This is a genomic window from Methylobacterium sp. J-077 (assembly GCF_022829365.1).
GTDB lineage: Bacteria > Pseudomonadota > Alphaproteobacteria > Rhizobiales > Beijerinckiaceae > Methylobacterium.
Genome location: NZ_JAKSYJ010000212.1, coordinates 1 through 24552, shown reverse-complemented (window position 1 = coordinate 24552; position 24552 = coordinate 1). Strand labels below are relative to the sequence as shown.

Sequence of the window (24552 nt, the reverse complement as noted above, 5' to 3'; positions counted from 1 at the left end):
GATAACCTGGTGAACTCGCGAGCGGGGCAACGCGTCGCCATTGTGCCTTCATCAGGCTTGGCCGATCTTCTCGTAGTCGCTGCCCGTCTGCTCCGAGATTTCGAGCCAGTAGCGGTTTGAAGCGTCAGCGAACGCTGCCTGGACGTATCCCATGACTGAGAGAGGGCGGCCGCGGCAGTTTGAACGCGGTCAGCCCGTTGAGGCGCTGGCAGGTACCATCGAGCGCGTCACCTTCCACAGCCCCGAGACCGGCTTCTGCGTGCTCAAGGTCCAAGCTCGGGGCAAGCGTGACCTCGTCCCCGTGATCGGGCATGCCCCCGCCATCGCGGCTGGCGAGTGGATCACCGCCACCGGCATCTGGCACACGGATCGCCAGCACGGCGTGCAGTTCAAGGCCGACACCCTCAAGGTCACGCCGCCCACCGGGGTGGAGGGCATCGAGAAATACCTCGCCTCCGGCCACATGCGCGGCATCGGTCCGGCCATGGCCAAGCGCATCGTCGCGGCGTTCGGGGAGGGCACGTTCGAGATCATCGAGGCCGAGCCGCAGCGACTGCCCGAGGTCGCCGGCATCGGCCCGAAGCGCGCCGCCCGCATCATCGCCGGCTGGGCCGAGCAGAAGGCGGTGCGCGAGATCATGCTGTTCCTGCACGCCCGCGGCGTCGGCACAGCTCGAGCGGTGCGGATCTTCAAGACCTATGGGCACGACGCCATCGTGGTCATGACCGAGGATCCGTATCGGCTGGCCAAGGACATCCGCGGCATCGGCTTCAAGACCGCCGACGCCATCGCGATGAAGCTCGGGCTGACCCCGGAGGCGCCCCAGCGGCTGCGCGCCGGCATCTCGTTTGCCCTGCAGACGGCGACCGACGGCGGACACTGCGCGCTCCCTGTGGCGGAGCTGATCAAGCTCGCCGGCGAGCTGCTCGGCGTCGAGGCGGCGCTGATCCGCTCGGCGCTGCTCGACGTGCTGGAGACCGGCGAGGTCGTGCAGGACATCCTCGGCGACAAGGCGTGCATCTTCCTGGCTGGGCTGCACGCCGCCGAGCGGATGATCGCCGAGCGGCTGCTCCGCCGAATGAAAGGCGCACCGCCCTGGCCGGAGATCGACCTCGCCCGGGCGCTGCCCTGGGTCCAGGACAAGACCGGCAAGACGCTCTCGCCCTCGCAGGGGGAAGCCGTGCGGCTGGTGCTCGGCGCCAAGCTCGCGGTGATCACCGGCGGTCCGGGCGTGGGCAAGACCTCGACGCTCGACACGATCCTACGCATCCTGCGGGCGAAGGGTGTGCAGGTGCTGCTTGCCGCCCCGACCGGCCGGGCGGCCAAGCGCATGACCGAGCAGACCGGGCTCGAGGCCAAGACGATCCACCGCCTGCTGGAGATCGACCCGAAGCACGGCGGCTTCTCGCGCAACGAGGACAACACGCTCGTCTGCGACCTGCTGGTGATCGACGAGACCTCGATGGTCGACGTGCCGCTAATGAACGCCCTGACCAAGGCGGTGCCGGAGCACGCCGCACTGCTCCTCGTCGGCGATGTTGACCAGCTGCCCTCGGTCGGGCCCGGGCAGGTGTTGGCCGACATCATCGCCTCGGGGGCTATCCCGGTGGCGCGGCTGACCGAAGTGTTTCGGCAGGCGGCCGAGAGCCGGATCGTCGTGAATGCGCACCGGATCAACGCCGGCAAGATGCCCGAGCCGGCCGCGCGGGGCACGGACAGCGACTTCCACCTGATCGAGATTGACGAGCCCGAGCCCGCCGTGGCGACGCTGATTGAGGTGGTGACCAAGCGCATCCCGGCGCGCTTCGGCCTCGATCCGGTCCGGGACGTGCAGGTGCTCACCCCGATGCAGCGCGGCGTGCTCGGCGCGCGCAATCTCAACCACGAGCTCCAGGCGGTGCTGAACCCGAACCCCGCCATCTCGATGGAGCGGTTCGGCTGGCGCTTCTCACCCGGCGACCGAGTGATGGAGAGCCAGAACGACTACGACCGGGAGGTGTTTAACGGCGATCTCGGCACGGTGGCGCGCATCGACGAGGACGAGGGCGCGGTGATCGTCGATTTCGACGGCCGCGAGGTTGTCTACCCGTACGGCGAGGTCGACACGCTGGTGCCGGCCTACGCCACGACCATCCACAAGTCGCAGGGCTCGGAGTACCCGGCGGTGGTGATACCCCTCGCCATGCAGCATTGGACGATGCTGGCGAGGAACCTCCTGTACACAGGGGTCACCCGCGGCAAGCGGTTGGTCGTGCTGCTCGGGCAGCGCAAGGCACTGGGCATCGCAGTCCGCGGCGGCAACACGCGACCGCGCTGGACTAAACTGCGCGAGTGGCTGGCGCGCACAGCGTGATGGATATGGTGTTCCAGGCAGGAAGTCGGAACGAGACCATTGATCCGGAGTAGCAAATTATGGTGCCCCGGAAGGACGCCTACCGCGCGTTCGCAGAGACCGTAGAGAGGCGGCATCGCATCGTTTGGCGCACGGTCAGCAAAGTGGTGCACTGACCCTATCCGCCGCCTCGCGGAAGAGGCGCTAAGGGTCAAGCGGTCGTAAATGGATGAACGGAACCCCATCTATCTACCAAGATGCTGGCGAGGTTTAGGCGATGTCAAATCTGCCGTTCCACCTCCTTGGTCATATCGCGACACTGGCCGATCGAAATGTATTCCGGGAGGAAAACGCTCAAAACATTCGCGATGAGGTTGAAGCTGAGCGGATTGATTTCGATGAGCGGACCATGCGGCTCAAGGCATTGCGGACGGCGCGAGATGCAGAGCTCAAGATCCGACAGTTGGCTCGCCCGATAAAGCTTCGTCCGGGACCGCGACGATCGTGAGGGGGCAGTCCGATGCCAATCCTTACCATAATCCCGTCCATTGTCCCCTGCGCGCTCGCCGTGAGCTGAGCCCACATTGAGTGTGCTGAGTTTCCGCGATTGAAAGCCAAGCCCAAGCCTGCCGACCCGCTCGTGGGTGCCCAATAAAAAGGACCCCATTTTTTATTCGGAGATAGGGATACCCCTCGGGAGAAGCGCTCATTCCCGCGACCTCTAAAAGGCCCCTTTCCCAGAGCGGTCTGTATCGGCGTGGTGTACCGATAGGGGAGGCCGGCGGTATCGGGAGACAGTTGCGAAAGCGGTAATGATTAGCGCGTAGAGGCCTTTAACGCCCAATCAACCGCACTCGACTTCGGATCGCTCATCAACTCAATAATTGTTGATCAGAGCTTTAACGATCCTTTAAGCACTCTAGTCTGCTAGTTAGACTATGGGTCGTGGAACGTTTCCCGTGGGCGAATTGCAGCGTCTCCTAAGAACAGCATATGCGTCATCGGTCGACACGGCCGATGAGCCGCTAGTCGCGCCTCGAGCCGATCTGAGTAACCTTCTTCGCATCGTCTCGTCGACGGACGCTCAGACGCATGTGTCGATCCCGCAGCCGTCCCCGAAAGATTGGAGTGGGCTGATCGATCTCGTGCGGGCTGCCGCACGCCAAGCGCGCGAGGTACAGGCGCAAGCTCGCCAACAGGAAGCCCGTTTCGAGGAGGCACTGCAGCGGGCACGCGACGGCATCATCGCCTCTGACGAGCGGGCACACATTGCCGAAGCAATAGGGCGTGAGGCCCAACTTTGTGCGGAAGTTCACGTCACGGCCGCCGAAGGTTGGGCAAAAGCCGCTGAAGAGCGTGCTCGCAAGGCGGAACAGCATGCTCGCGACGCGGAAGGCTGGCTGGCTCGTGTGCAGGAAACGATCCTGTCCGAGTTCGCGGATTTGACGGTTCTCCCGGATCAAGCGGCGGCATGAGAAGGCGATCTAAGCCGTCCATTGCTTCCCTGACCGAGATCAAACCCAACGGTGCCTCGAACGACCATGCCTGATTTGCGCCAACTGCCGGTACTCGTGGTCGACGATGTGGCGATGATCCGTGCTGTCGTGCGTGCCGTACTCAATCAGATCGGGGTTCACGACGTGCATGAGGCTCCTGACGAGGCAGCAGCGCTCGCCATGCTGAATGAACGGCCCTACGGCTTGGTGATCTCGGACTGGAATATGTTCCCGATGTCCGGCCTTGAACTGCTACGCACCGTGCGTGAAGACCGGCGTCTGCGTGAAACTCTCTTCGTGGTGATGACCACGAAGGAGCAAGCTCATGCCTTCACGGCCGCCCGGCGCGCGGGGGTAAACGCCTGCCTGATCAAGCCCTTCATGCCCGCGGCTCTGCGCGAGGTCATCGAGGACGTTTGGCCCAGCGACCAATTATCGGCGCTGGCAGCCAGTCAGACCGCAACCACACAGCTGTAGACCCCGCCAGCCCGTGATCAGATCGGGCGGCGGGGCCGAGCGTCCTACGGTGTGACCTCAATGGCCTAGCCGTGATGGTGCTGACGCAGCATGATTGGATATGCCAACGCCATCATCCCTTACCTGCGATGTCCTGTCCGACGGGGCATGGGTAGCCATGCCGGTCGATGAGGCTCAGGCTCGCCACCGTGATGCTGTTAAACGCTGCCCGGCCTGTGGCGGACGGATAATGGTCATGGGCGGCTACACGCCGATGAGGCGCACGTCGCTATCGCACTTTCGCATCCACGATGGCTGCCCATTGACCCCGCAGCACTTCAAGGGTGAGGCGAGGCCACACCCGGAGGCGATCAAGTAGCGGGCAGCGGTTGAACGAGATTTGTGTCCGCGTGCTTCCCATGAGCCAACGAGGGCCCTGCGTCCCAGGCGGGGAGGGATCCCATGCGTCCCTTGGCTTGTCTGCTGGACGCCTACGACAACGCCTTCGCCGAGGATCGCAGCGACTGAACCGGTATCGCTTGATCGCCCTCGACCACCTCGTCCACGCCCTCCAGGGGAGCGATTGGGGTGCTTTCCACCAAGACTCGGATCATCTTGGAGCGATCTTCGAGCATCGCGGCGGGCGGCTCTCCCACCAGGGCTTTCCAACCTGCAATGAACTCGGGATGCGACATCTGGGTGAGCGTGTCCTCGGGCTTGGGAACCGGCTCGGTCGGTATGATGCGTTCGCTGCTCATGAGCGAGGTACGCATGATGCCACAGGCATGTTTCAACACGTTGTGGCCAGGGTAAAGGCGGCGTTGCCTTGATCGGAGCGGCAAGACCAAGCTGGTGGCCAAGGCCAACCCGTCATCGCGGCTCGACCCACAGCAGCAGGAGCGCAGACGTCACCAGCAGCGTCCCGAACAGCAGGAGCGTGAGGACGTCGCGCCGCTCGATCGCCTGGCCCTCCCACGCATCGTCGAGCATGGCCGCAGCGGTCGAGCCTGCGGTCATACCTGAGATGAGGATGGCGGCGAACAGGATCCAGCCAGAGAGCGTCTGCGGCACGATCTACGCTACTGCAGCCGGCCAACGCCGGCGTTCAGGCCGAGCACAATGGCCCAGGCCAGGAGGTCGCCGGCGGTGAGCCAGTCGCCGCCATCGACGCGCCAGCGCTCGAAATCGTCGTCGGCCTCGACGGTGTGGCCGCGGGACATGAGGACGGTCACGGCTTCGGCAATGGGATCCTCCTCAAGCACGAGGCTACGATCATCCGGCGGCGCGCCTCGGCAAGGCGTTCCTCGTCCGGCTGCTCGGGCATGTCTCCAATCACCTTCTCGACGATCGCCCGCGTGGTCGACTCGTCAAGCCCCAGGCCACTAGCAAAACCATCGAGGCGCGCCATCGCCCGGTGGGCCGCGGCTTTGTCTAGAGCGTTGGACGACTCGCTCATCCTTGGACCGGGAAACCCATGATGACAGCGGTCATGACCATCGTGCGCCGCAGGCCGGGCGTGGCGCCCTCCTGCGCCAGCAGCTTCTTGGCCTGGGGGTGCATCTCGATCGCCTTGGCCACGTCGACGCGGAGGCCCGATTTGAAGACGAACGGCTCGGCGTTCCAATCCTTCAGGTAGGCGGCCGTCGCCGCTGCGATCCGTCGTCCGTCACTTCGGAATTGCGGTGCAGGTCGCCGACGCTTGGGATCTCTTTGGCCATTCAGGTCGGTAGCGCGGAGCGACGAATGCGTCGAGCATTTCAGCCACCGCACCGCCCAAGGCTCTTCGCATCACAGATCGAAAACTCGAACTCATCGGGCGCGAGGCGTGTGCCTGACAGGATTGTGAGCAATCGAAGCGTGGGCTTGGCGTCGGTCATGCACCGTGTTCGGAATGCGATCTTTGACCGATTTAGAACAAGCCATTCTAAAGGTGCTGACGGACCACCCGGTCAGCACGAGTGTGGTTAAGTCCCGAGCTGGCGTACCGGTGAGCCAGCGCAATGGCCCGACGCTGGCAGCCTGTCTGGCGCTGGAACGGCATGGCTTGGCTCGAAGTGTCGGCTCTGGATTGTCCCAGCGGTGGAGCCTCCCCGACAGGGCTGACACTCAACAAAGCGTCTCAGCTTAGCAGCAGCGTGTAACCGGCCGGGCGGCCATGTGATCACGGCTCGCGCGGCCATGCGCGCCCGATCAGCGTTAATCGGTACAGCCAAAGTGAGCAGATTGAGCGCACGGCAGCGAGATCTGACGGCGCGATATGACTGGAAGCGTTCTGTGAAGCTCCTAACCGAGCACCTGAAAGCGAAGGGCTACCTGAAGTGATTGTCACGCTCGTCGGCGAGCTGGGAGCGGGCAGATGCGTGCCATCCTGATTGCCGCCGTAGTTGCAATTGCCGTCGTCGCGGTTGTAGTCCTCGGCGGCCTGGTGACGCGCAATGCAGTTTGACTTTCAGACGCTGTGGCTCGCGAACCACGCAAATGCTGAATTGACGAACCGTTAAGATTTATCGCTGGCGGGGGAATGTCCTTCATGGGCATCAGTTGCTCCGCTACTGCGAGCACCCATCCATGCCGATACCTATCTACGATTGCTTGCACCGCTACATTGTAGTGGCGTTGGCGTCCGGCGGTACCGCCATGATGGGAGCGGCCTGGCTCTGGGCTGGGCTATAACGGACTGGCTCACCGGCCAGGGCTACGTGTGGCACCGTAAGGATCCTGAGGGGCGAACTGATGACCCTCACCGACCACTTGAAGGCGAAGGGCGGCCGGAACCACTGGCCGTGGGACTGGGCGTCATGGTCGTCGCAGTGGCTGCGGTCAGGCTCCTCCACGGTGCGGGCTACCACTATGCCGGCGCCATGATCCTGCTGACCGGGCTGCTTGTCGGCGGTCTCATCACGGTATTGGGTAGGGCACGGGCGAACTGACGGAGGCGACTGTGGAGGACGAGGACCGCGAGTTCGAGCTCTCTCCGTTGTCTGGTTCGTTCACCCGCGAGGGTGAGACCGTCGACGTGGAGATCTATCGGACCGCGGGGACGCAGGATCCTTGGGAGCTGGCTGTCATTCACATGTCGAGTGGCAGCACCGAATGGCCGGAGCGCTTTGCAACCGAGCAGGACGCCTACCGTGCATTCGCCGAGGCCGTAGAGCGGGACGGCATCGCATCGTTCGGTGCCGTGCCCATCAGCACGCGGCACTGACCCCATCCCCGCCTCGTGGAAGAGGCGTTGAGGGCAGAATACCTCGAAAGTGCCGGTCTCAGGCTCCACAAAATTGCTTAGCCGATATCACCCACGGCACGCGCATCGACGCGCAACCAAACCACGCATGGGAAGGTACATCCCTCAACGATATGTTGGAGGACGCCATGCTGATGTTTTTGATCGGGGTTGCCTGCGGTCTGATGATACCGCTGGCAGTTGTGGTTGTCGGCGCAGGCACCCTTGGTGCAGCAACTAGCATCTTCGGCGAATGATACTGTTCTGCCCGCAATTGGATTGGAAAAGAGAGATACGGGCTGACCTACCCCTCGAAGCCGCCGGCGTCATCTTCATCAAGGTGGATGGCGAGGGGCCGGGAGTGCGGCTGAGGAAGACCTAGATTAGTCCACCCGTGACGAGACAGCTCGGCGCCCTACTTCTCTCGCCCACAGGTTGAGAGGAGCGCCGATGTCCGAGAACCCCAGTCACGTCCAGGGATACCGGGAGACCAAGGCCGCCAGAGTGGCGGAGAGGAACGATCAAGCCAACACGGTGTGGGCCGAGGTTGAAGCGGAGCGCCGAGATGTCGAAGAGCGGACCGCTAAGCTCCGAGCGATGCGGCTGGCACGTGCAAGCAAAGCGTCCTGATCGGTGGGACTGCGCCGCGTTCTGATCGCCGGCGTCCTGTTGACCTCATGCGCCACCGCGGCCGCCGCGTGCCAGTGCACCGGCTGCGGCTGCAAGGGAGGCCCAGGCTTCCGCGGGCCCACCGGCCACTGCGTGAGCTACAAGCAGCTCGACAAGGTGTGCGGCTCGCCTCCGACAACGCGATGCACGTTCGAGCACCACAAGCAGGAATGCGCGCACGAGGGCTCCATGCCGGACGAGAAGGGCATGGAGCACTACTGGCGCAGCATCGAGGGCCTCACGCAATGAGCCAGCCGGTTCGATAACGATGGCGTAGCAAGCTTTTCAAGATATTTTGTCAAAGGACACAGCAATGGCCGGCAAACGCAAGAGTGGTAACGTCAACGCTCTTGTGAATGCCGAGGTAAGCGGCAAGGCCGATGTTAAATTAACTGATGTCGTAGGTTTAGGTGCCGCTGCGAAATCACCTGCAGGACTGGAAATCGCTCGCGCTATTGCCGCGCCACTAGGCAATGCGTTCGATACGGCCACCACTGCTTTGCTTGGACGAAGAGCAGCTCGCGTCCGCTCCGAAGCGCGAGTTCTCGAAGCGCAGGCAGATGCCCAGGCTCGAAGTATCGCGGCAACGGCTGACGAAGAAATCAAACAACTTCGAGCAGCCGGCCGAAGATTTCGAGGAGAAGAACTTCGGCGACAGTCGTACATCGAGGAGGCTACGTCCGAAGCAATCCAAATCGCTGATCAACGCGCGCAGGAAGGCGCGAAGCCACTTGATGATGAGCTTACATTAGTGTGGGTTGACGGCGTCAAAGAGACCCATTCTGCAGAAGTTCGAAAGCTATATTCGCAAATCCTGGCCAATCAGACAGCGAAAGACTCAGAGAAACTTAGCGGCCCGAGTATGGCGCTTCTCAAAAATCTCGACAGCCGCCTTGCCGAAGCTTTCAAGCGTTATGTAGTATTTATGTGCACATATGGATGCTATCCGTTCATGGATATGGTTGTGCCAGAAGATAAGCATGCACTTGAAACCACCGAAGTGCTCATGCTTTCTGAGCTGCGCTTTATAAAAATCGAAACTCGAACAGAATATGACTTCGGAGAACTTATACTAGCACCAGGACAGAAGTTGGCGTTGTTTCATTACCAAGCACGATTTTCGGAGCGATCTAGAGAACTGGCTTTTGCAATTTACGGCAAAAGCCCACTCAAAGAGGGCTTGAAAGACTCGAAAACTTCGTCGAGCGAGGCCGTCGAGTTCATAGTCAACATAACAAAAAAATATTCAGACGCAATGGCTGGCAACTTCGAGATAATAATTAAGTCGCCGGAGTCAGGACCTAAGCTTCGGCTGTTGATTAAGGCTGGTCTATTGCCGTTAATTATCGGTAATCAGGTAAAAAGACCCGACGAAAGTCGCGATGCTGCCGCATACATACAAGCGGATACCGGAATTTCGAGTGCTCTTACTGGCGCGCTCGAAAAGCTTATCCACCAGTTTTCCCTGGTAGAGATCTACGAATATGGGCCAGAGGGTGTTAACGCTTCGACAGCGCGATTTCGCGCCGCAAAAGGCGCACAAGACAATACATGATTGAGGGATCAGGTTTGCAAAGCGCCGTGGATTGATGTTCTTGAAAAAGTTGCCAGCGGGAACAGCTCCGCTATCATACCGCCATGCGCACAGCCCTCGCCGCCCTCGCCTTCGTCGTCACTGCCGGCGGGGCGCAGGCGGCCGCGAACCGAGCCTGACGTTGCGGCCGCCTATCGGTGCACTGACCGGCGATGCACAAGCTTGCGCCCAACGCTGTCCCGTCTCCGCAGCCTCGCGACGACCGGCCCCCGCTTCTATCAGATCAGCGTCTACATGCGGCGCCTTGAGACGCTCGGACTGGTCGCGGCCACCGGTCGAGAGATCCCGGCGGAAGACAGCCTCGAGTACGAGATCACCGCGGCGGGACGCCAGGAACTGATCGAGCGCTATGGGGCGTCATGGTCAGAGCCTGCCGGAGATAAGGACTAATCCGCCTTCTCCATCTGCTGACCGTGGTTCTGCAATCTCGGCCCCGCCCCGATCTGCTCACGGGGCGGGGTAGAAGTCGGCCCATTAAAAGCGGCGCATGTAATCTCCGAGTTCGAGGGTCATCCCCGCTTGGAAGCCGATGTGCCATGCCTGGACATCAGCAGTTCGCATGCCGGCCTCCTGATGCCCCCGGGCCACAATGATCCCGACCTGCTCGATCCGGCGCACGACGCCCTCAACGCTGCCTGTCTCCGGGCTCAGCGTCTTGATCATCTCGCTCGCTGCAAGCCGGCCAGCTTTTTCGCCTCGAGCGATGGGAGCTAGCGGCTTGTTACGCGGCGGCATGGGTCTCGATTGCCTCACCTCATTGAGCCGATACGCAACGCGGCTCGTGAATCAGGATGGGGCCGGGCGGTTACCGGGGCGTGCCGGTAGTTCGATACCGCTGTCTCGGACCGGGAGCGCGACACGAAAAAGCCCGCGCCGGCGGACCGGGCGGGCGAAGGTTGTGATTCCCAGCTCGGGGGAGTCGAAAATCGCGGGGACCATACCGAGGCCCGAGCTAAAAGAAAGCCCCGCGCGGCGGCTGTCGGCGGGGCTGAAGGTGTCATTGGGCTTCGAGCGCTATGCATGGCTCAGCCGACGCTGATTCGCTTCGCCCGTTTGGATGACGTCAGGGCCTCAGTGCGTCTTCGCCATCTGCCGGCGATCGTTTTGCGAGACGTTGCGAACGCCTTCAGCGGCCGCTCGCGATGTCGTTAAACCAGCCGCCAATCAGATTCCACGAAGTGCTAGGGCTGCCAAGGTATACTACTTAAGCGTAAATTGTTTCTGGTCAGTTTCTCGGAGTATGGGAGATCCAGGCCCATCGAAGCACGGCTTTTAGAAATGCTTCTTCAAATAAAATTACCCAGAATCAGCCTGCGACAAAAAATGACTTCCGATGGAGAATATTGGTCGAAATGTGTGTCGAACTTTTGGCGGCAGCACAAAGAGTCGAACAGCAGAATAAGAATGTTTGTAATTAGAAACCCAATAACTTCGTCAAAGGCAATTTTGGGTCATTTATTTCTTCCAAGATTGACTGCTGATTTAAATCAAACTCGTGTAGGATCGACAATCAAAGAAGTAATTAATCGGAAAATCTTGTTTGGAACATTTTCGCTTGGATTTTTTGGGGCCTGCGTTTTACATATCCCTGTCAACGCCGCCGATTACAGCGCCGGATCACGCAAGCAGACGCTCCGGCGGAAAGTGCGTGCGGCCCGTAAATTAGGCGTGACTTGGCGTTCGGTCATAGATCCTGAGGAGCAAAGAGCATTGATCGACACGCTCCATGCTTACGTGCCGGCCAAAACACGCATTCGGTTGGAAGGTAACGATTGGAGCGGTTTAGTCGGGTCCAAATCATGGACGGTCGGGTATGGGCCGGATGAAAAGCCTCTCCTAATTGCAGTCACGCCACACGATGGCCAATGGGCAATAATAGATTTATTTGTAACGCTGGGCGAGACGCAAATTCATTCCGATGCGCGCTACTATCTCACCCAAGTTGTAGTTGAAAAATTGTCCGCGTTGGGTGTCAGGTATCTTCTCGACACGGATAGTGCGAATAACTTGCCCGCTGGTTTGTGGCATTTTCAGCGAATGATTGGTTTTAGGGTGGCTCGCGTGCGGGTTGCGCGTAGTGCGACAAAAGCTGATTTTCAAAGATCCACCAATAGCCCGTATGTCTATGGGCCTTCTACGAGGCACACCGTGCAATCAGAAGCAGAAATGGCGCGGACAAGCTGAATATAGTACCTGCGTGAGATAGAGATGGATGAACATCTCCAATTCGCCATCCGCTCTAGCCATAGTCTGTCCGCAGGTTCAGCACCACGTCCTTGAGCAGGTTGCCGGCGCCCAGCCTCAATCCGCCCGCCGCATCTGCGCGCCGCTCCCCTGCACACCATCACGTGCCACCAGCCTTCACCAGCTGCCCCCGTGGTTCTGCACGCTGTCGCGGAAGAAGTTGTCACCTCCTGGCTGCGCGTTGGCGTGACGCAGGAACGGACCCTGAGGCGATCGGTTGGCCCCGCTCAATCGACGAGGGCTGCCTTTACCGAGCCTTCGGTCACGGGAGAGCGACGATGGCGAACGCAGGTAAGCACGGGATGCATCCCGGGACCCAGGGTAAGGGGTCAGGTGCGGGCGCGATGACCGAACTGCCAGAAGGCGTGCTCGGCGAGAACGAGGTGCTCAGCAACCGCGACAAGGCTCAGCACGACGACGAACGCGGTCTCGATAGCAAGACGGTTCAGACTGAGCAGTACCAAGACCACGCAGCCAACAAGACCGGCTCTGACAAGGCAGCCAAGCCGGTCGACACCAACGCCGCGGATACCTGAGATCGCACACCGCCATGCTTGGAAAGAAGATGCCGAGAAAGCCAGTACCGGCCAAGCCGAAGCTGGTCGAGAAGGCGCCGGCAAAGGTCGGCATGGCGACCCAACTGGCTGCGGTCCAAGATCGATATCGTCGCGCCATGGTGGCCGCCCTTGATCAACCCTACCGAGAGCAAGGCGATCAGATCCGGGCTGCGTTGGCGATGCTCCTGGGTGAAAAAGCTGCGCTAGGCGTCGAGGACGGCGAGGAGGCTGCGGAGGCTTCCGAATAGCCTTTCTACCCCGCCAGCCCTGAAATTATGGGCGGCGGGGCAGCGATCGTCGCCTCGGGGTCTCAATCTCCACGGCGCCCTTGGCGAGCGAGCCGAATGTGCAACCTCTACAGCCTGACGCGCCCGCAGTCCTAGATCGGCAAGGCGTTCAGCGTCGAGCGTGACGGCACCGGCAACTTGCCATCGCTGCCCGGCATCTTCCCCAACACCGCCGCGCCAGTGATCCGCATGCGCGACGGTGCCCGTACCTTGTCGATGATGCGCTGGGGCATGCCGTCCCCGGCCTTCGCCTTGAAGGGCAAGAAGGTCGATCCGGGCGTCACCAACGTGCGCAACACGGCCTCGCCGCACTGGCGCAGCTGGCTCTCGCCCGCGCACCGTTGCCTCGTGCCGTTCACGAGCTCAGCGAGAACGAGAAGGCCGCGGACGGCTCGCACCCGCCCGTGTGGTTTGCGCTGACCGAGGATCGGCCACTCACCTGCTTCGCGGGCATCCTGGTCGAGAGCTGGCAGAGCGTGCGGAAGGTGAAGGACGGCGAGACGACCGACGACCTGTATGCCTTCCTGACTACCGAGCCTAACGCGGAGGTGGGCGCTGTGCACCCGAAGGCGATGCCGGTGATCCTGACGAAGCCGGAGGAGTGGGAGACATGGCTGTCGGCACCCTGGCCGGAAGCGAAGGATCTCCAGCGGCCCCTGGCCGATGATGCACAGGTCGTCGTAGCTCGTGGCGCTCGCCGGGATGGGCAAGCCGACGATATGGATTTGTGACGCCAGCCTAGCTTCATCACAGTCCTGCCGCGATCGGCGCGCCTCCTGAAAGCGATGGTGGGGGCGGCCCACCGAGAGTATCGAGCCGCCGGGAGTACCTGCATGCGCAACACCCTGTTGGCCCTGCTGGCTGTCATCACCGTCATGGTGGCCCACGCCGCGTACAAGCTCGTGCGGCTGCCCTTCCGGCTCGTAGGCGGCCTATTCCGACACAAGGTGCCCCCGGCCCAGCTGACGGCCCGCTAACCCTCCACCGGCATGATGCAGTCGAGCCGCGTCGCGTAACGGTCGGGCTCACCGTCGGTGAGATGCACAACCTCCCCCGCCAGCCCGTGATCGGATCGGGCGGCGGGGCCGAGCCGGCCAGCGGGAGGCAGGTCGCTATGCAGGTCGAGCCAGACAGGAAGCTATCCGACCAGGAACTCGACCAGCTAGCTCGCGAGCTCTTCGCCGAGGTCCGCGGGGAGACGTCCGAGGCCCAAGCAGAAAGGGCGCTACAGAGCGCTGGCGAGGTAGCCGGGGAGGTCGTCCCTATCCTGCCCGATTGGATCCTCGACGTCGGCGGCGACGATGCCGGGGCGACAGCGGAGGCTGAGCCGGTCGAGGCTCAGCAACCGGCCGCGCGCAACCGAGCGTGGCCATAAGCGTTCATGGGGAGCTGCGCCGCTTGGCGCTTGAGGCTTCCGTTATGCTCATCATCGCATTGCTCGTCGCCGGCACGTTCATGCTCGCCGGCTCGTTCTCGCTTATTGCCATCTTGACGGACTGAGCTTGCGCCCGGCGTGGGTGGTCGGCTTACGAGCCGATCCCCCGCGCCGCCAGAACGGTTCGAAGTGCTTCGGCGAGCCCCTCAGCCGCGAAGGGCTTACGCAGGAAGCGAGCGCCCATGGGCATCTGGTCCGCGCCCGGCCACTCCACCCCCGATACAATCAAGATGGCGAGTTCAGGCCAGCGAGCAGCGACAGCTTTGGCCAAGGTGAAGCCGCTCAGAGGTTCACCGGCCAAGTCCACGTCCGCGACCATGGCCACGAGCTCCGGGCGTGCTGCCAGGTGGGCCTGAGCCTCCTCGATGGTCGAGGCTTCGGCCACCTCGTACCCCGCATCCCGCAGGGCCGCAGCTGCCTCCATGAGCTGCACGGGGTTGTCCTCGACAACCAGCACGGCAAGCCGCGGCGCAAAGGCATCCGCCATTCGGGATCTCCACACAATCGCCGCCGCACTAACGCGGCTGGACCCGATTGCGCCCCGTGGTCATGGAATGGTGTTTGGCTGAACCGGCGTCACCCCATCGCCTGCGGGTGCTTTGATGGCGTGCCGGAGTACGCGGCAGACGTCACCGGGCAGCCCGAATGGCTGCGGCGGTGCTGCAGCTTGTAGCCCCCGCCGGGGGTGTAGTTCCCGGCGATGTTTACCTGGCCGTGGCAGGCCGGGCAGCGCTTGGGCAGCGCTTGGGCAGCATCCCATAGAGGGTGCGCGCTTCCACCAGGCTGACGGCGTTCCACACGCCATCAACCTTCACCTCGCATGTCTGCTGGTCGGCCGCCGGCATGCTGCTCGGAGGCGTCAGACGCGGATCTCTTCCGCGTGCAGGCCACCGGCCCGCAGGTGGTCCGGGATGTCTGCATGGTCGTAGTACCCGGCTTCGTGGGCCATGGCGTCGAGGGCAGCGATCGGGTCTGCGGCTGAGCCAGTCCAGAGGATCGTACCCGTCGCTGCCTGACGGATCTGAAACACCTTCATCACCACACCCTCCCACCGTTGCTGAGCGCTCAAGCGTAGCGGCGTCTCTGACGTTCCAGCGCTACCTCAATCGGTCAGCATGCCGCATGCGGCGCAGGCCGTGGGTGGCGTTGGAACCCACCGAGTGCAGGATGGCATCGCGCAGGCCGCCCTGGCGCATGTCGCACGGCAGCCCTCTTATCGGCTGGCCGCCTCAGGCAAATGCTGAGTGTCTTGAACGGAAAGGTTGCTCAGGAATGTGCCCAGCTGATCCGCCCAGAGATCGGCGTGGTAGATACCCGCGTGGCCCCATCCACCAGGCAAAAGCACGAAGCGCCCTGCGGGCAGGCGCGCGATCGTCTCCCGGGCCACGGGCAGCTGCGCCGGGTTCACCTGGTCGTCCGCGAAGTTGATGGCGAGCATTGGTGCCTTGATGCGGGCGACGTCAGGGGCCGGGTCGTAGTCGGCCGAACTCTCGTAATCGTAGAGGGCGTCCCCGGCGTCTCGCCCCCGGTACTGTGCTGAGAGCTCGTCCTCGTAGGCCAGCGTTTTGGCACGGTCCGGACCGGCGGCCTGCAGCCGATCGGGGGTGCTGACCATGAGCGCGAACATGAGGGCTGCGCTGCGCGTCCAGGCCGTCGGAGGGTCAGCCCGGTCGTACTCACCGCCGTTCCACTTCGGATCGCTGCGCACAGCGTCGGAGACGATCTGACGCCACATCAGGTTCCGCCCGCTGATCTGCATCGGCATGCAGGCGATCGGCATCACCCCGTCCATCGCGTCCGGGAACTGCTCAGCCCAGAGCCAGGCCTGCATGCCACCCTGTGAGATACCGGCGACGAGTTTCAGGTGGTCGATACCCATGGCCTCAAGCATCGCGTGCTGGGCGGCGACCTGATCGCGGTAGCCGTAGTGCGGGAAGCGCCCGTGCAGGCCGTCAGACGGCTTGGTAGAGCCGCCGAAGCCGATGCCGTCCGGCAACACGATGTAGTAGCGCTGGGGGTCCAGCGGCTGGCCCGGCCCAAACAGATGGTGGGCGATCGTCGGCACTAGGAAGGTCTTGCCGGTACCGGTAGTGGCGTGGAGCAGCAGGATCGCGTTCGTGATTTTGCCAGCCGCATCGCGCTGGGGTTTGCCGAGTGTCGAGTAGTGCAGGTGCAAAGGGGACAGGTGCTCGCCATTCCGGAACGTGAACTCGGGCAGGTCCACATCGCCTTCCTGCAGAACGGCTTGAAGATCGGGCCCAGCAGCCGCTATTGGCGCGGCCGCCGGCGGATCCGCGAGGGCGGGCAGGACCGGTGCCGAAAACAAAATGGCAGCTGAAAGGAGGCCCCAGCAATACCTGCCGTGATTGTCCATGCAGTGTCTCCCTCGCCCTCGATTTTTTTGTTGACCGAGCCTCTTTCAGCGCGAGAGCAACCGCAAGTCATTGGGGGCGTGGGCGGTAACAGGGAGAGCATCTGCTCAACGTGGACCTTGGTGGGCTCCTGAGCCTGGGCCAACTGCTGGTCGAGCGTGCGACGAACGATGCCGGGCGACACCGCCTCAGCGTTGCGGATCTGCCGGGCCTCGTGCACCTGCTTGCGGGTCAGGTCCAGGTCCGTGACGGTAGCCCGATCATTGTTCCCGGCCGGAACAATGGTCTTGCGGTCGCCGCCCGGGGTCTGCACCTCACCCCACGACTGCGCCGCGCCGTACTCATCCGCGATCCGGCGCTTGGCCTGCGCCTCAATCTCCAAGGCATCGGCCTGGGCACGGTGGGCTGCTGCTCTGAGGTATGGTGTGGAAGCGCACCTGAGAGGAAAAGTAGCGCCAGTTATGCGCGGGCCACAACCTATGGGCGGTTGTTCGCTGCCCTGCAGGTGCATAGGTTGGTGCTGTGGGACGGCGACGACGTCGTAGTCCTGCAGCCCTCCCAAGGGCGTTTCCTCCCAAGACTTCGGGCCGCTCCTTCGGGGGTGGCCTTTTTTCTGCCCAGGCACCTGCTAAAGCAGCGCTTCCCCCGCTGATGTGCCCGAGGCGTTCGCGACACCACACGGTGCTGTTGCGGGTGGACACGCGATGACAGGCGATGTGCGGGCCAGTTCCTTGCACCTCGCCCTTGAAGCCTTGGCCGGGCGATCGCGTGAGGGTTGGCGCATGCGGGGGAACTGGACACCGCGGGGCGCCAGCCCACGGCCCGTTATTGTAGGCGGTTCGATCCTGTGTTGGCCCTGATCCATCGAGGCGAGAGAATGTCGCCGTCCTCTGTGATGATCCAGGGCTGCGCGTCTTCTGCGTCTATGGCCTCTGCGGCTGCCGCGAGAGCTTGGCGTAGCGTCGGGAACTCGCGACCCTGTCGACGTGCGCTGGCCCCCGGCCGGGCCACACGGTCAGCTCTGCGCGCTTGTCGAGGTCGGCTCGCGTCATGCTCTACTCACGGCTGTTGCGAGAGCGAGAGTGCCTACCGCCGACATGCGGCGAGCGAGTGACAATCCGGTTAACGGTCGGTGTCTACAGGACCGTATCGCGACCAGGCAGCTGTGACCGCGCGCTGAACCAAAATTGCTAAGCCGTGAATGGGGAGGCGGTTAGGCCGCCCCACTCGACCGATGCTCAGCGGTTGCCAGGCGTTCCGCTGGTCCCGCTCGGCTTCGAGCCTGACCCGGCGTCGTTGGCCCCCGTGCTGTTCATGGTGCCGGAGCGGCTCATCCCGCCAGTTGAAGGGCCGCTGCCGGCCGCACCGGGTGACGAGCCTGAGCCCGCATCGTTCGGGCCGGTACTGTTCGCGGTTCCTGAACGGCTTGAGCCGCCAGTTCCACTTTCTGCAGCGAATGCGGTGCTGCCCAGGGCGAGAATGGCTGCAACAGCAAGCAGTGGTGCCTTCATAAGCGTTCTCCCATTGACCCGCCTCTCGGGTGCTTGGAGACCCTTGGACGGCTCAAGGGGTAATCGTGCTTCCGTGAAGCTGTTCCTCTTTTGGATCTCAGCTGTCGGTAGGGTTCGCCAACTGTTCGTGGCTCCTGGCAAGAAGCCGCGATGAAAGCTCGGATCGTTCCCACAACCAGGCTTAACGGCGCCTGTAAAGTCACGGTTAGCTATCCCGAGAGAGCGAGCGGAACGGCAAGCTTGGCCGTCTGTTCCGCCTACATGGAACACTACAGATCCACACTCGCCACCACCGCAATCGCTGCCTTCGGGCTGTTGGTCGCCGCCCACGTCCTACATCCGGGCAACTACGACAGGTCGGAACGCAATGTCCGGGTCGTTGTAGTCGCTGATGAAACGGCGGCTGTACCGATGATCTGGGTCAATCCTCCGAATAGACTACACGGCAGTGAACCTGCTGCTTTAATGGCGGACAGCGGTGCACTGTTGGCACATCGCCCAACGATGCCCCTGCCGCCGGGGGTGAGGACATTGCCCAGGTTGTCGAGCACCCTGGTACATCCAGCCGCCCAAAGCAGGACCACGGACGGCGATCCGATCGGTGACCTGATCCGCGATCTCGACCTCGATCAGGACAGTTGACGGCTCAAGAACAGCTTCCGCTACCCTAAACTCAGGCGTAGGAACCGCCGAACAGGTCGCCCATCGCCTTCCGCCGGAACAGCGTGCGCCTACGCCTGCGCTGATGCTCTGGCCGGTCGTGGATCATGTGGCAGCGCTGGCAGAAGGCCGCGAGGTTGGCGTCCGCATTGTTGGCCGTGTCGTGGTCCCGATGCGCGGCGGCCAGAACGACGTGTGTTCGGCGGGCGCGGCCGAGGATGTCGGTGCCCGACCTGATCCGGATCCGGCGCCCCCATCCATCGCGTTAGCGGGCGGCCTCAGCGTCCCACCAACGGCCATCGCTGAGGTGGTAGACCATCTGCCCATGCGGTCGCTTGCAGCTCTCGCAGCGGCCCTGCGACCGGTCAAGGCAGATCGCCATCGACAGCTCGTGCCGTTCGATCGGGTAGCCGGACCGAAACATTATAGACGTCGTCGGTATCCAGCTTATCACGCAATCTCAAGACCGCTTTAATCGGCCTGGATTTGCAAGCTGAGGAGATTGTCGGGCTGGAAACCCTTGTCGCCGACTTGGGCGGTAGGCTCTCCGTCCCGATCATCTAACAGCGCAACGATCCGCTCTACGACATCGAGCGCGAGCTCCGCGAGCTGCTCGAACTCTTCACGCGGAATGGTCTTGGCGGCTACGCGATGGCCACCCGGAAAGCGGACGACATTGCTCATGCTCAGCCCCAGGCCTTCACGGCTTCCATGAAGAGATCGCGGTCCCGGATCGCCCCCTCGCATAGGATCTCGCTCTTGATGCGCAGGCTCAAAGCGACGCTGCGCTCCCACTCATTCTGCGGTTCTCGCAGGCGCACCTCATCCGCTATTCGGTCTCGGATGAAGGCTGCACGCGTGCCCTCGGCGTCAGCCAGCGTGCCGGCTGGCGTATGGCCACGCACTCCCACTCGGTGATGATCGGTGCAGAAGGGAAGCTCTGAAACAGCCTGCCATTGATCTCTAACCGACGTGTAGACGTCCCAGAGATTGCCTAACTCCTGAATGCGGAGGCCGCTGAGATCGACCGCATAGGCGTGCGGCATCGCCCAGTCATTCTCGTCCTGGGCTTCAGCCGGGCGGGAGCCGGCCTGCCGCGCGGCGAACCGCTCGGCCGCGTCGAGGAGGATGGTGAGGGCTTCTTCCTGAAAGGTGTTGCCAACCTCGATGCCACTGTCCCGTAAGAACCGGCGTAGATGCGTGGCCAAAGCGCAAAGACCGGCTGGGGTCGTCGGTGTGATTGCGGCGAGCGCCTTGTACAGGTGGTCTGCGGTCTGGCAGGCCAACTCGGAGAGCTCCTCCGTCGGCTGTGAGTTGGCGGCGATGAAGGCCTTACGATGGGTAGCGATCGCCGATTGAATTAGATCAACAGGGTCCGATCGGCTCGTGGCGGCCAGGCTGTCGATGCCATCGCAGACTGCCTGGACGGTCGCGAATGGAACACCCTCGTCGAGCGAGTTCAAATCGAAGTTCGCGCGCAACACTTCCACCTGGCAGGCCAGATCATGGATCGTACGGATTGGCGCATTGATGATCGCTTGTTCGGCGTCGGAAACCACTGTGCTCAGTCGCCGGAAAGCCGCCTCAGGCAAGCCAGGCCGGTTCGCAGCTTCGAGTGCCGCACGCCAGCGGTCGCGCAGTTCAGAGATGGATGCGGCGGCGACTGGCTCTGCAGTCGCTTTCACCATGGACGCACGCTTCAGGACACGGGCGGCTGATGCCTCGACGTCGGCGGCGCGCTCGCGCAGGGATGTGCGCGGGCCAGCCGGTGCATTTCTGGAGAGGGATTTGCTCATGGCTCCCTCCCTCACGTGAGAGAAAGGTAGCCGTACCCGGGACAGCTTCCCACCCGTGCTGGGCTGCCGCTTCGGCTTGCTCAGGCGTCACGGCCATCTCACCGTGCACGAGGCGGTCTCCGAAGGCGTCGAGCCACAGATCGCCGGACGGGTCGGCGACTTCGCCCGGCTCAGTGATGGGCGTCGGAATGTGGGGCGATCCGCCAAGATCGAAGGTCGACGGCGGATCGAAGATCCCGAAGTCGGGCCCTGGTATGACGTCCTTCGTCACGATCGACCTCCGTCGCTTGATGTCCGCTCTGCGGTAGCCGAACCGGTCAGCCGGCGATAAGCGCTGGCGAAGGCTTCGGCCGCCTCACGCGAGAGGTCGCAAACGATGAGGCCTGGAAGAGTCACAATCCAGCGGCCGTCGATGTCCTGCGTGAGCTCAATGTTCAGCATCGACCGCCCCTTCTGGTCAGTCCAGATTTGGACGATTTCGGACGCAGCGGCACTAAGTCAATAGTGGGAGATGTCAAGCGCCATTAAAAGCGCAGCTTATCCCGGTGGTTTCGGTTAGATATTTGTACCGATCAGTCTTAGGGCTCCGCTTGCCCGTTCGCTTCTGGACCGCGCTGATCGCAAGCAGCTTACTCAGGCTAAGATTGCGTTGGGTATCGACTCACGCCAGTGTGATAGACGACCTCCTCCGTCAGCTCGTCATCAGATTAAGTGGCGTGGCTGCGGCGGAAGACTTCTGAAATAAAACGATCTTGCGACGCCTCCTACTCGCGCTTCAACTCACCTGGCCAAGCGGGAGCTTCGGATCATGCCTCCCTGCGCGCGTTCCAGGATACAAACTGATCCTCGACAACATCGCGAATGTCGCGCCGGTAGGCGGTTCGATAGAAGTACTGTCCGGTCGGCAGGTACGGCACCTGTCTCATGGCCACCGCCTGTAGATCACGCGCGATCGTCCGCCGACCGGCATCGTCGGGGGCCTCGATCCAGGCCTCGCGTAAGCTCTCGATCTCCGGGATGTCCGGCCAGCCAAAAAAGCCCTTCTGGCCGCCGCAGCGCAGGACCTGTTCGCCGACCGGATTGCTCATGTCGAGACCGGTCCAGGTGGTATTGAAGATGTTCCAGCCGCCCTGGTCGGGGGGCGCCTTGCTGGCACGGCGTGTGACCAGGGTGCCCCAATCGGAAACGACGTATTGCACGTTCATCCCGAGGCGCTTGAGCAGGTCGTTCATCACCTCCCCGAGCGCCCCGAGGACGGGATTGTCGCTTGCCGACATCAGCACCACCGGTTCGCCCTTGTAGCCGGCCGCGATCAGGTCCCTCTTCGAGCGCGCAATGTCACGCACACCCATTAGCACGTCGAGGCCCGCATCGTTTGCCATGGGCGTTTCCGGTGTGAAGAGCCCGACATTGATGCGCCAGAGCTTCCGATCGTCGCCGCCAGCCGCGGCCATGAAATCCTCCTGCGACAAAGCTTCGAGCACCACGCGGCGGATCGCCGGTTTGTCGAAGGGCGGGTAGAGGTGGTTCAGCACCGCAGTGCCGAGATTACCGAGGCGGCTGGCAAGCTGTGTCACGATCTGTGGGCTGCGTTGGAGCGTCGGTAGCAGATCGTTGATCGGGTTCTCCCACCAATCGACTTCGCCGTTCTGGAGTGCTGCGGCGGCGGTGCCGGGATCGGGCATGACATGCCACTCGACGCGATCGAAATGGACCCGCTTCGGGCCCGCGGCCCAGGATACGGCGCCATCCGCGCGCGGCTGATAATCGGGATTGCGGTCATAGACCACACGGGCGCCGACAAGCCGCTCTTTTGTGTTGAAGCGGAACGGACCGGAGCCGATCACCTCCGGGATCTGCTGGGCCGGATCGGTCATGGCCAAGCGCTCGGGCATGATCACAAGTGCCGGCGGACCCAGCTTGGCCAGGGTCTCCAGCATCAGTCCGTAGGGGCGCTTGAGGCGAATGACAAAGCTGCGGTCGTCAGGTGTGGTCATGGCGTCGGTACGTGCCACAAGCGCCTGGCCGAGGCTGTCGCGCTGGGCCCAGCGCCGGATCGACGCGATGCAGTCCCGGCCCCGCACCAACTCGCCATCGTGAAATTTCAGCCCGTCCCGGAGCCGGAAGGTCCAGAGTTTGCCGTCATCCTCGACGGTGTGACCCTCTACCATCTGCGGCTGGGGCTTCAGTTGCGCATCGAGCCCGTAGAGCTGGTCGAACACCATGAGGGCATGGTGGCGGGTGATGTAGGCGGTAGTGGTGACGGGATCGACGATGGTCAGGTCGGATTGTGGGACGAAGCGCAGCACGCTGGCCCGCCCAGCCTGCGCCAGGGCGGACCGGGCGGGCAGGAACGGCGCGGTGCCGGCCGCGGCCGCGCCGCCGAGGAAGGTTCGTCGCAGCATGGTGTCAGACTCCAGACACGGGGTGACACCAAACCGGACTGCAAGAGCCGTTCCCCATACGCCCTGGCGCGGCACATGCCTGCCTTTCGATGGCGTGAAGATCTGCCACTACCGATAGGAGACTGGGCGTGACGCAAGGGACCGAGCCGTACTACCCCGCGGGGACTTGGGGAGGCGTGGATCCTGAGGCTGCCGGCTTTGATCCCACGGCGCTGGCCGGAGCGGTTGCCTATGCCGAAGCGAACGAGAGCCCTTGGCCGAGGAGCCTCTACTACCCTAACGGACGCTATGTTGGTTTGGTCGAGTGGAACGAGCGCGGGCCGTGGAGCGACATCGTCGGGCCAGTACAGCCACGGGGCGGCCCGGCCGGGGTGATCCTGAAGGGCGGTCGGCGCGTCGCGGCCTGGGGCGATACGCGGCGTCCAGACATGACCTTCTCTATCGCCAAGAGCTACTTGGCGGTGCTGGCCGGCCTCGCGCATGATGACGGACTGATTCCGGACGTAGATGCACCCGTACGAGACAGCGTCCCGGATCCGCTGCTCAATGGTTCGCAGAACGGCTCGATCACTTGGCGCCATCTGCTGCAGCAATCCAGCGAGTGGCAGGGCACGCTGTTCGGCAAGTCCGACCAGGTCGATCACTTCCGCCAGATTGGTCCTGGGGCGGACAACAGCCGCAAGGGCGAGCGCCGTGCACTTCATGCGCCGGGTAGCTATTACGAGTACAACGACGTGCGGGTGAACCTGCTCGCGTACTGCTTGATGCGCCTTTTCCGCTGCACATTGCCGGAGGTCCTGCGCACGCGGATCTTCGATCCGATCGGCGCGTCCCACGACTGGGCATGGCACGGCTACGACAATGCCTGGGTCGAAATCGACGGTGCCCGGATTAAGTCCGTACCAGGAGGCGGCCACTGGGGCGGCGGCCTGTTCATCGGCGCGGACGACCACGCGCGCTTCGGACTCCTCATCGCTCGCGGTGGCGTCTGGGCAGGGCGCCGGCTTTTGTCGGAGCGGTGGATACGCGCGATGCTGGCTCCGTCACCCACGCTCTCCAATTACGGCTACCTGTGGTGGCTGAACCGCGGGCCGACGGCCAAGCCTGAACTGTCGGCTACCTCGTTCAGTGCCCTCGGTGCAGGCAACAACGTGATCTGGGCCGATCCCGATCGAGACCTTGTCGTAGTCCTACGTTGGATCGACAAGACCGCGCTGGATGATTTCCTACGCCGCCTCGTCGGAGCTACGCGGGCTTAATCGATCATCGCAAGCTGATATGGATGGATCGCACTCACAGTTCGTTTCCACTCTTGGCCTTTTCATCGGACTTATCTGCGACCGCATCGGCTTGGTGGAGTTCCGAAGCAGTTAGGTGACCTGACCGGCTGGCTTTGGACCGGGCTGATTGAGAGGATCAGCCAGGACCGGAGGAGTCGGACATGCGGCGAGGTCAGAAGACGAACGCGGAGCAGGTGGTGCTCAAGCTGCGCCAGATCGAGGTGCAGACAGCTCA

Annotated in this window: 26 protein-coding genes and 2 pseudogenes; 14 read left to right on the top strand and 14 right to left on the bottom strand. The window is 62.8% G+C overall.

The annotated features are described in order from the left end of the window. Positions 1-151 precede the first annotated feature (151 nt). The 4 genes from MKL11_RS25670 to MKL11_RS25655 all read left to right on the top strand — a co-directional run bounded on the left by MKL11_RS25670 (position 152) and on the right by MKL11_RS25655 (position 4305). On the top strand, positions 152-2353 hold the full coding sequence (locus MKL11_RS25670; protein ID WP_243948430.1) for an ATP-dependent RecD-like DNA helicase: 2202 nt from the start codon (positions 152-154) through the stop codon (positions 2351-2353). Between the two features lie 256 nt (positions 2354-2609). Next, positions 2610-2840, top strand: coding sequence for a hypothetical protein (locus tag MKL11_RS25665; protein WP_243948428.1), 231 nt, complete (start codon positions 2610-2612; stop codon positions 2838-2840). Between the two features lie 451 nt (positions 2841-3291). Continuing rightward, the gene (locus MKL11_RS25660; RefSeq protein WP_243948426.1) at positions 3292-3807 is read left to right on the top strand and encodes a hypothetical protein; all 516 of its coding nucleotides are present in this window, start codon (positions 3292-3294) and stop codon (positions 3805-3807) included. Positions 3808-3873: 66 nt separating this feature from the next. Next, entirely contained in the window at positions 3874-4305 is a 432-nt protein-coding gene (locus tag MKL11_RS25655) for a response regulator (protein WP_243948424.1), read from the top strand. 470 nt (positions 4306-4775) lie between these two features. Here the strand turns inward: MKL11_RS25655 and MKL11_RS25650 are convergent, their stop codons facing one another. From MKL11_RS25650 to MKL11_RS25635, 4 genes are all read right to left on the bottom strand, one after another. Beyond that, positions 4776-5042: a hypothetical protein gene (locus tag MKL11_RS25650; RefSeq protein WP_243948422.1), complete on the bottom strand. Its 267-nt coding sequence runs from the start codon at positions 5040-5042 to the stop codon at positions 4776-4778. A 112-nt stretch (positions 5043-5154) separates the two neighbouring features. Then, the gene (locus tag MKL11_RS25645; protein WP_243948420.1) at positions 5155-5355 is read right to left on the bottom strand and encodes a hypothetical protein; all 201 of its coding nucleotides are present in this window, start codon (positions 5353-5355) and stop codon (positions 5155-5157) included. A gap of 8 nt (positions 5356-5363) precedes the next feature. Continuing rightward, positions 5364-5546, bottom strand: coding sequence for a hypothetical protein (locus MKL11_RS25640; RefSeq protein WP_243948418.1), 183 nt, complete (start codon positions 5544-5546; stop codon positions 5364-5366). A gap of 190 nt (positions 5547-5736) precedes the next feature. Further along, complete coding sequence (locus tag MKL11_RS25635; RefSeq protein ID WP_243948416.1) at positions 5737-6054, bottom strand: hypothetical protein; 318 nt, start codon at positions 6052-6054, stop codon at positions 5737-5739. Between the two features lie 1171 nt (positions 6055-7225). On the opposite strand from MKL11_RS25635, the gene MKL11_RS25630 reads away from it, so the two are divergent. From MKL11_RS25630 to MKL11_RS25615, 4 genes are all read left to right on the top strand, one after another. Beyond that, positions 7226-7489 carry a hypothetical protein gene (locus MKL11_RS25630; RefSeq protein WP_243948414.1) on the top strand — a complete coding sequence of 88 codons (264 nt, stop codon included), beginning with the start codon at positions 7226-7228 and terminating at the stop codon, positions 7487-7489. A gap of 780 nt (positions 7490-8269) precedes the next feature. Further along, on the top strand, positions 8270-8425 hold the full coding sequence (locus tag MKL11_RS25625) for a hypothetical protein (RefSeq protein ID WP_243948412.1): 156 nt from the start codon (positions 8270-8272) through the stop codon (positions 8423-8425). A gap of 64 nt (positions 8426-8489) precedes the next feature. Further along, the gene (locus MKL11_RS25620) at positions 8490-9731 is read left to right on the top strand and encodes a DUF2806 domain-containing protein (protein WP_243948410.1); all 1242 of its coding nucleotides are present in this window, start codon (positions 8490-8492) and stop codon (positions 9729-9731) included. A 201-nt stretch (positions 9732-9932) separates the two neighbouring features. Continuing rightward, on the top strand, positions 9933-10160 hold the full coding sequence (locus tag MKL11_RS25615) for a hypothetical protein (protein WP_243948408.1): 228 nt from the start codon (positions 9933-9935) through the stop codon (positions 10158-10160). Positions 10161-10244: 84 nt separating this feature from the next. On the opposite strand, the gene MKL11_RS25610 is transcribed toward MKL11_RS25615, so the two are convergent. Beyond that, a complete protein-coding gene (locus tag MKL11_RS25610) occupies positions 10245-10433 on the bottom strand; it encodes a hypothetical protein (RefSeq protein WP_243948407.1) in 189 nt (62 codons plus the stop codon). A gap of 660 nt (positions 10434-11093) precedes the next feature. Here MKL11_RS25610 and MKL11_RS25605 point away from each other — a divergent pair. The 5 genes and pseudogenes from MKL11_RS25605 to MKL11_RS25585 all read left to right on the top strand — a co-directional run bounded on the left by MKL11_RS25605 (position 11094) and on the right by MKL11_RS25585 (position 13835). Beyond that, positions 11094-11954 (top strand): hypothetical protein, encoded by an 861-nt coding sequence (locus MKL11_RS25605; protein ID WP_243948406.1) that lies wholly within the window; start codon positions 11094-11096, stop codon positions 11952-11954. Between the two features lie 338 nt (positions 11955-12292). Then, complete coding sequence (locus MKL11_RS25600) at positions 12293-12550, top strand: hypothetical protein (protein WP_243948405.1); 258 nt, start codon at positions 12293-12295, stop codon at positions 12548-12550. A gap of 14 nt (positions 12551-12564) precedes the next feature. After that, positions 12565-12819 (top strand): hypothetical protein, encoded by a 255-nt coding sequence (locus MKL11_RS25595; protein WP_243948404.1) that lies wholly within the window; start codon positions 12565-12567, stop codon positions 12817-12819. A 135-nt stretch (positions 12820-12954) separates the two neighbouring features. Continuing rightward, positions 12955-13589 (top strand): annotated as a pseudogene (locus MKL11_RS25590) (SOS response-associated peptidase). Between the two features lie 102 nt (positions 13590-13691). Next, positions 13692-13835 (top strand): hypothetical protein, encoded by a 144-nt coding sequence (locus tag MKL11_RS25585; protein ID WP_243948403.1) that lies wholly within the window; start codon positions 13692-13694, stop codon positions 13833-13835. A 549-nt stretch (positions 13836-14384) separates the two neighbouring features. On the opposite strand, the gene MKL11_RS25580 is transcribed toward MKL11_RS25585, so the two are convergent. From MKL11_RS25580 to MKL11_RS25535, 9 genes and pseudogenes are all read right to left on the bottom strand, one after another. Further along, positions 14385-14780, bottom strand: a complete 396-nt coding sequence (locus MKL11_RS25580) for a response regulator (RefSeq protein WP_243948401.1) — start codon at positions 14778-14780, stop codon at positions 14385-14387. A gap of 372 nt (positions 14781-15152) precedes the next feature. After that, positions 15153-15329, bottom strand: a complete 177-nt coding sequence (locus tag MKL11_RS25575; RefSeq protein ID WP_243948400.1) for a hypothetical protein — start codon at positions 15327-15329, stop codon at positions 15153-15155. A gap of 177 nt (positions 15330-15506) precedes the next feature. After that, the gene (locus tag MKL11_RS25570; RefSeq protein ID WP_279600715.1) at positions 15507-16667 is read right to left on the bottom strand and encodes an alpha/beta fold hydrolase; all 1161 of its coding nucleotides are present in this window, start codon (positions 16665-16667) and stop codon (positions 15507-15509) included. Next, complete coding sequence (locus MKL11_RS25565; protein WP_243948398.1) at positions 16562-17047, bottom strand: hypothetical protein; 486 nt, start codon at positions 17045-17047, stop codon at positions 16562-16564. The genes MKL11_RS25570 and MKL11_RS25565 overlap by 106 nt, the downstream gene beginning before the upstream one ends. 1802 nt (positions 17048-18849) lie before the next feature. Then, positions 18850-19218: pseudogene (locus MKL11_RS25555) on the bottom strand (hypothetical protein). An 89-nt stretch (positions 19219-19307) separates the two neighbouring features. Continuing rightward, entirely contained in the window at positions 19308-19520 is a 213-nt protein-coding gene (locus tag MKL11_RS25550) for a hypothetical protein (protein WP_243948397.1), read from the bottom strand. A 2-nt stretch (positions 19521-19522) separates the two neighbouring features. Continuing rightward, positions 19523-20632, bottom strand: coding sequence for a hypothetical protein (locus MKL11_RS25545; RefSeq protein WP_243948396.1), 1110 nt, complete (start codon positions 20630-20632; stop codon positions 19523-19525). Positions 20633-20899: 267 nt separating this feature from the next. Beyond that, complete coding sequence (locus tag MKL11_RS25540) at positions 20900-21073, bottom strand: hypothetical protein (RefSeq protein ID WP_243948394.1); 174 nt, start codon at positions 21071-21073, stop codon at positions 20900-20902. A 365-nt stretch (positions 21074-21438) separates the two neighbouring features. Beyond that, entirely contained in the window at positions 21439-23037 is a 1599-nt protein-coding gene (locus tag MKL11_RS25535; protein ID WP_243948494.1) for an ABC transporter substrate-binding protein, read from the bottom strand. A gap of 128 nt (positions 23038-23165) precedes the next feature. Here MKL11_RS25535 and MKL11_RS25530 point away from each other — a divergent pair, with 128 nt between their 5' ends. Beyond that, positions 23166-24296 carry a serine hydrolase domain-containing protein gene (locus MKL11_RS25530; protein WP_243948392.1) on the top strand — a complete coding sequence of 377 codons (1131 nt, stop codon included), beginning with the start codon at positions 23166-23168 and terminating at the stop codon, positions 24294-24296. The last annotated feature ends 256 nt before the right edge of the window (positions 24297-24552 follow it).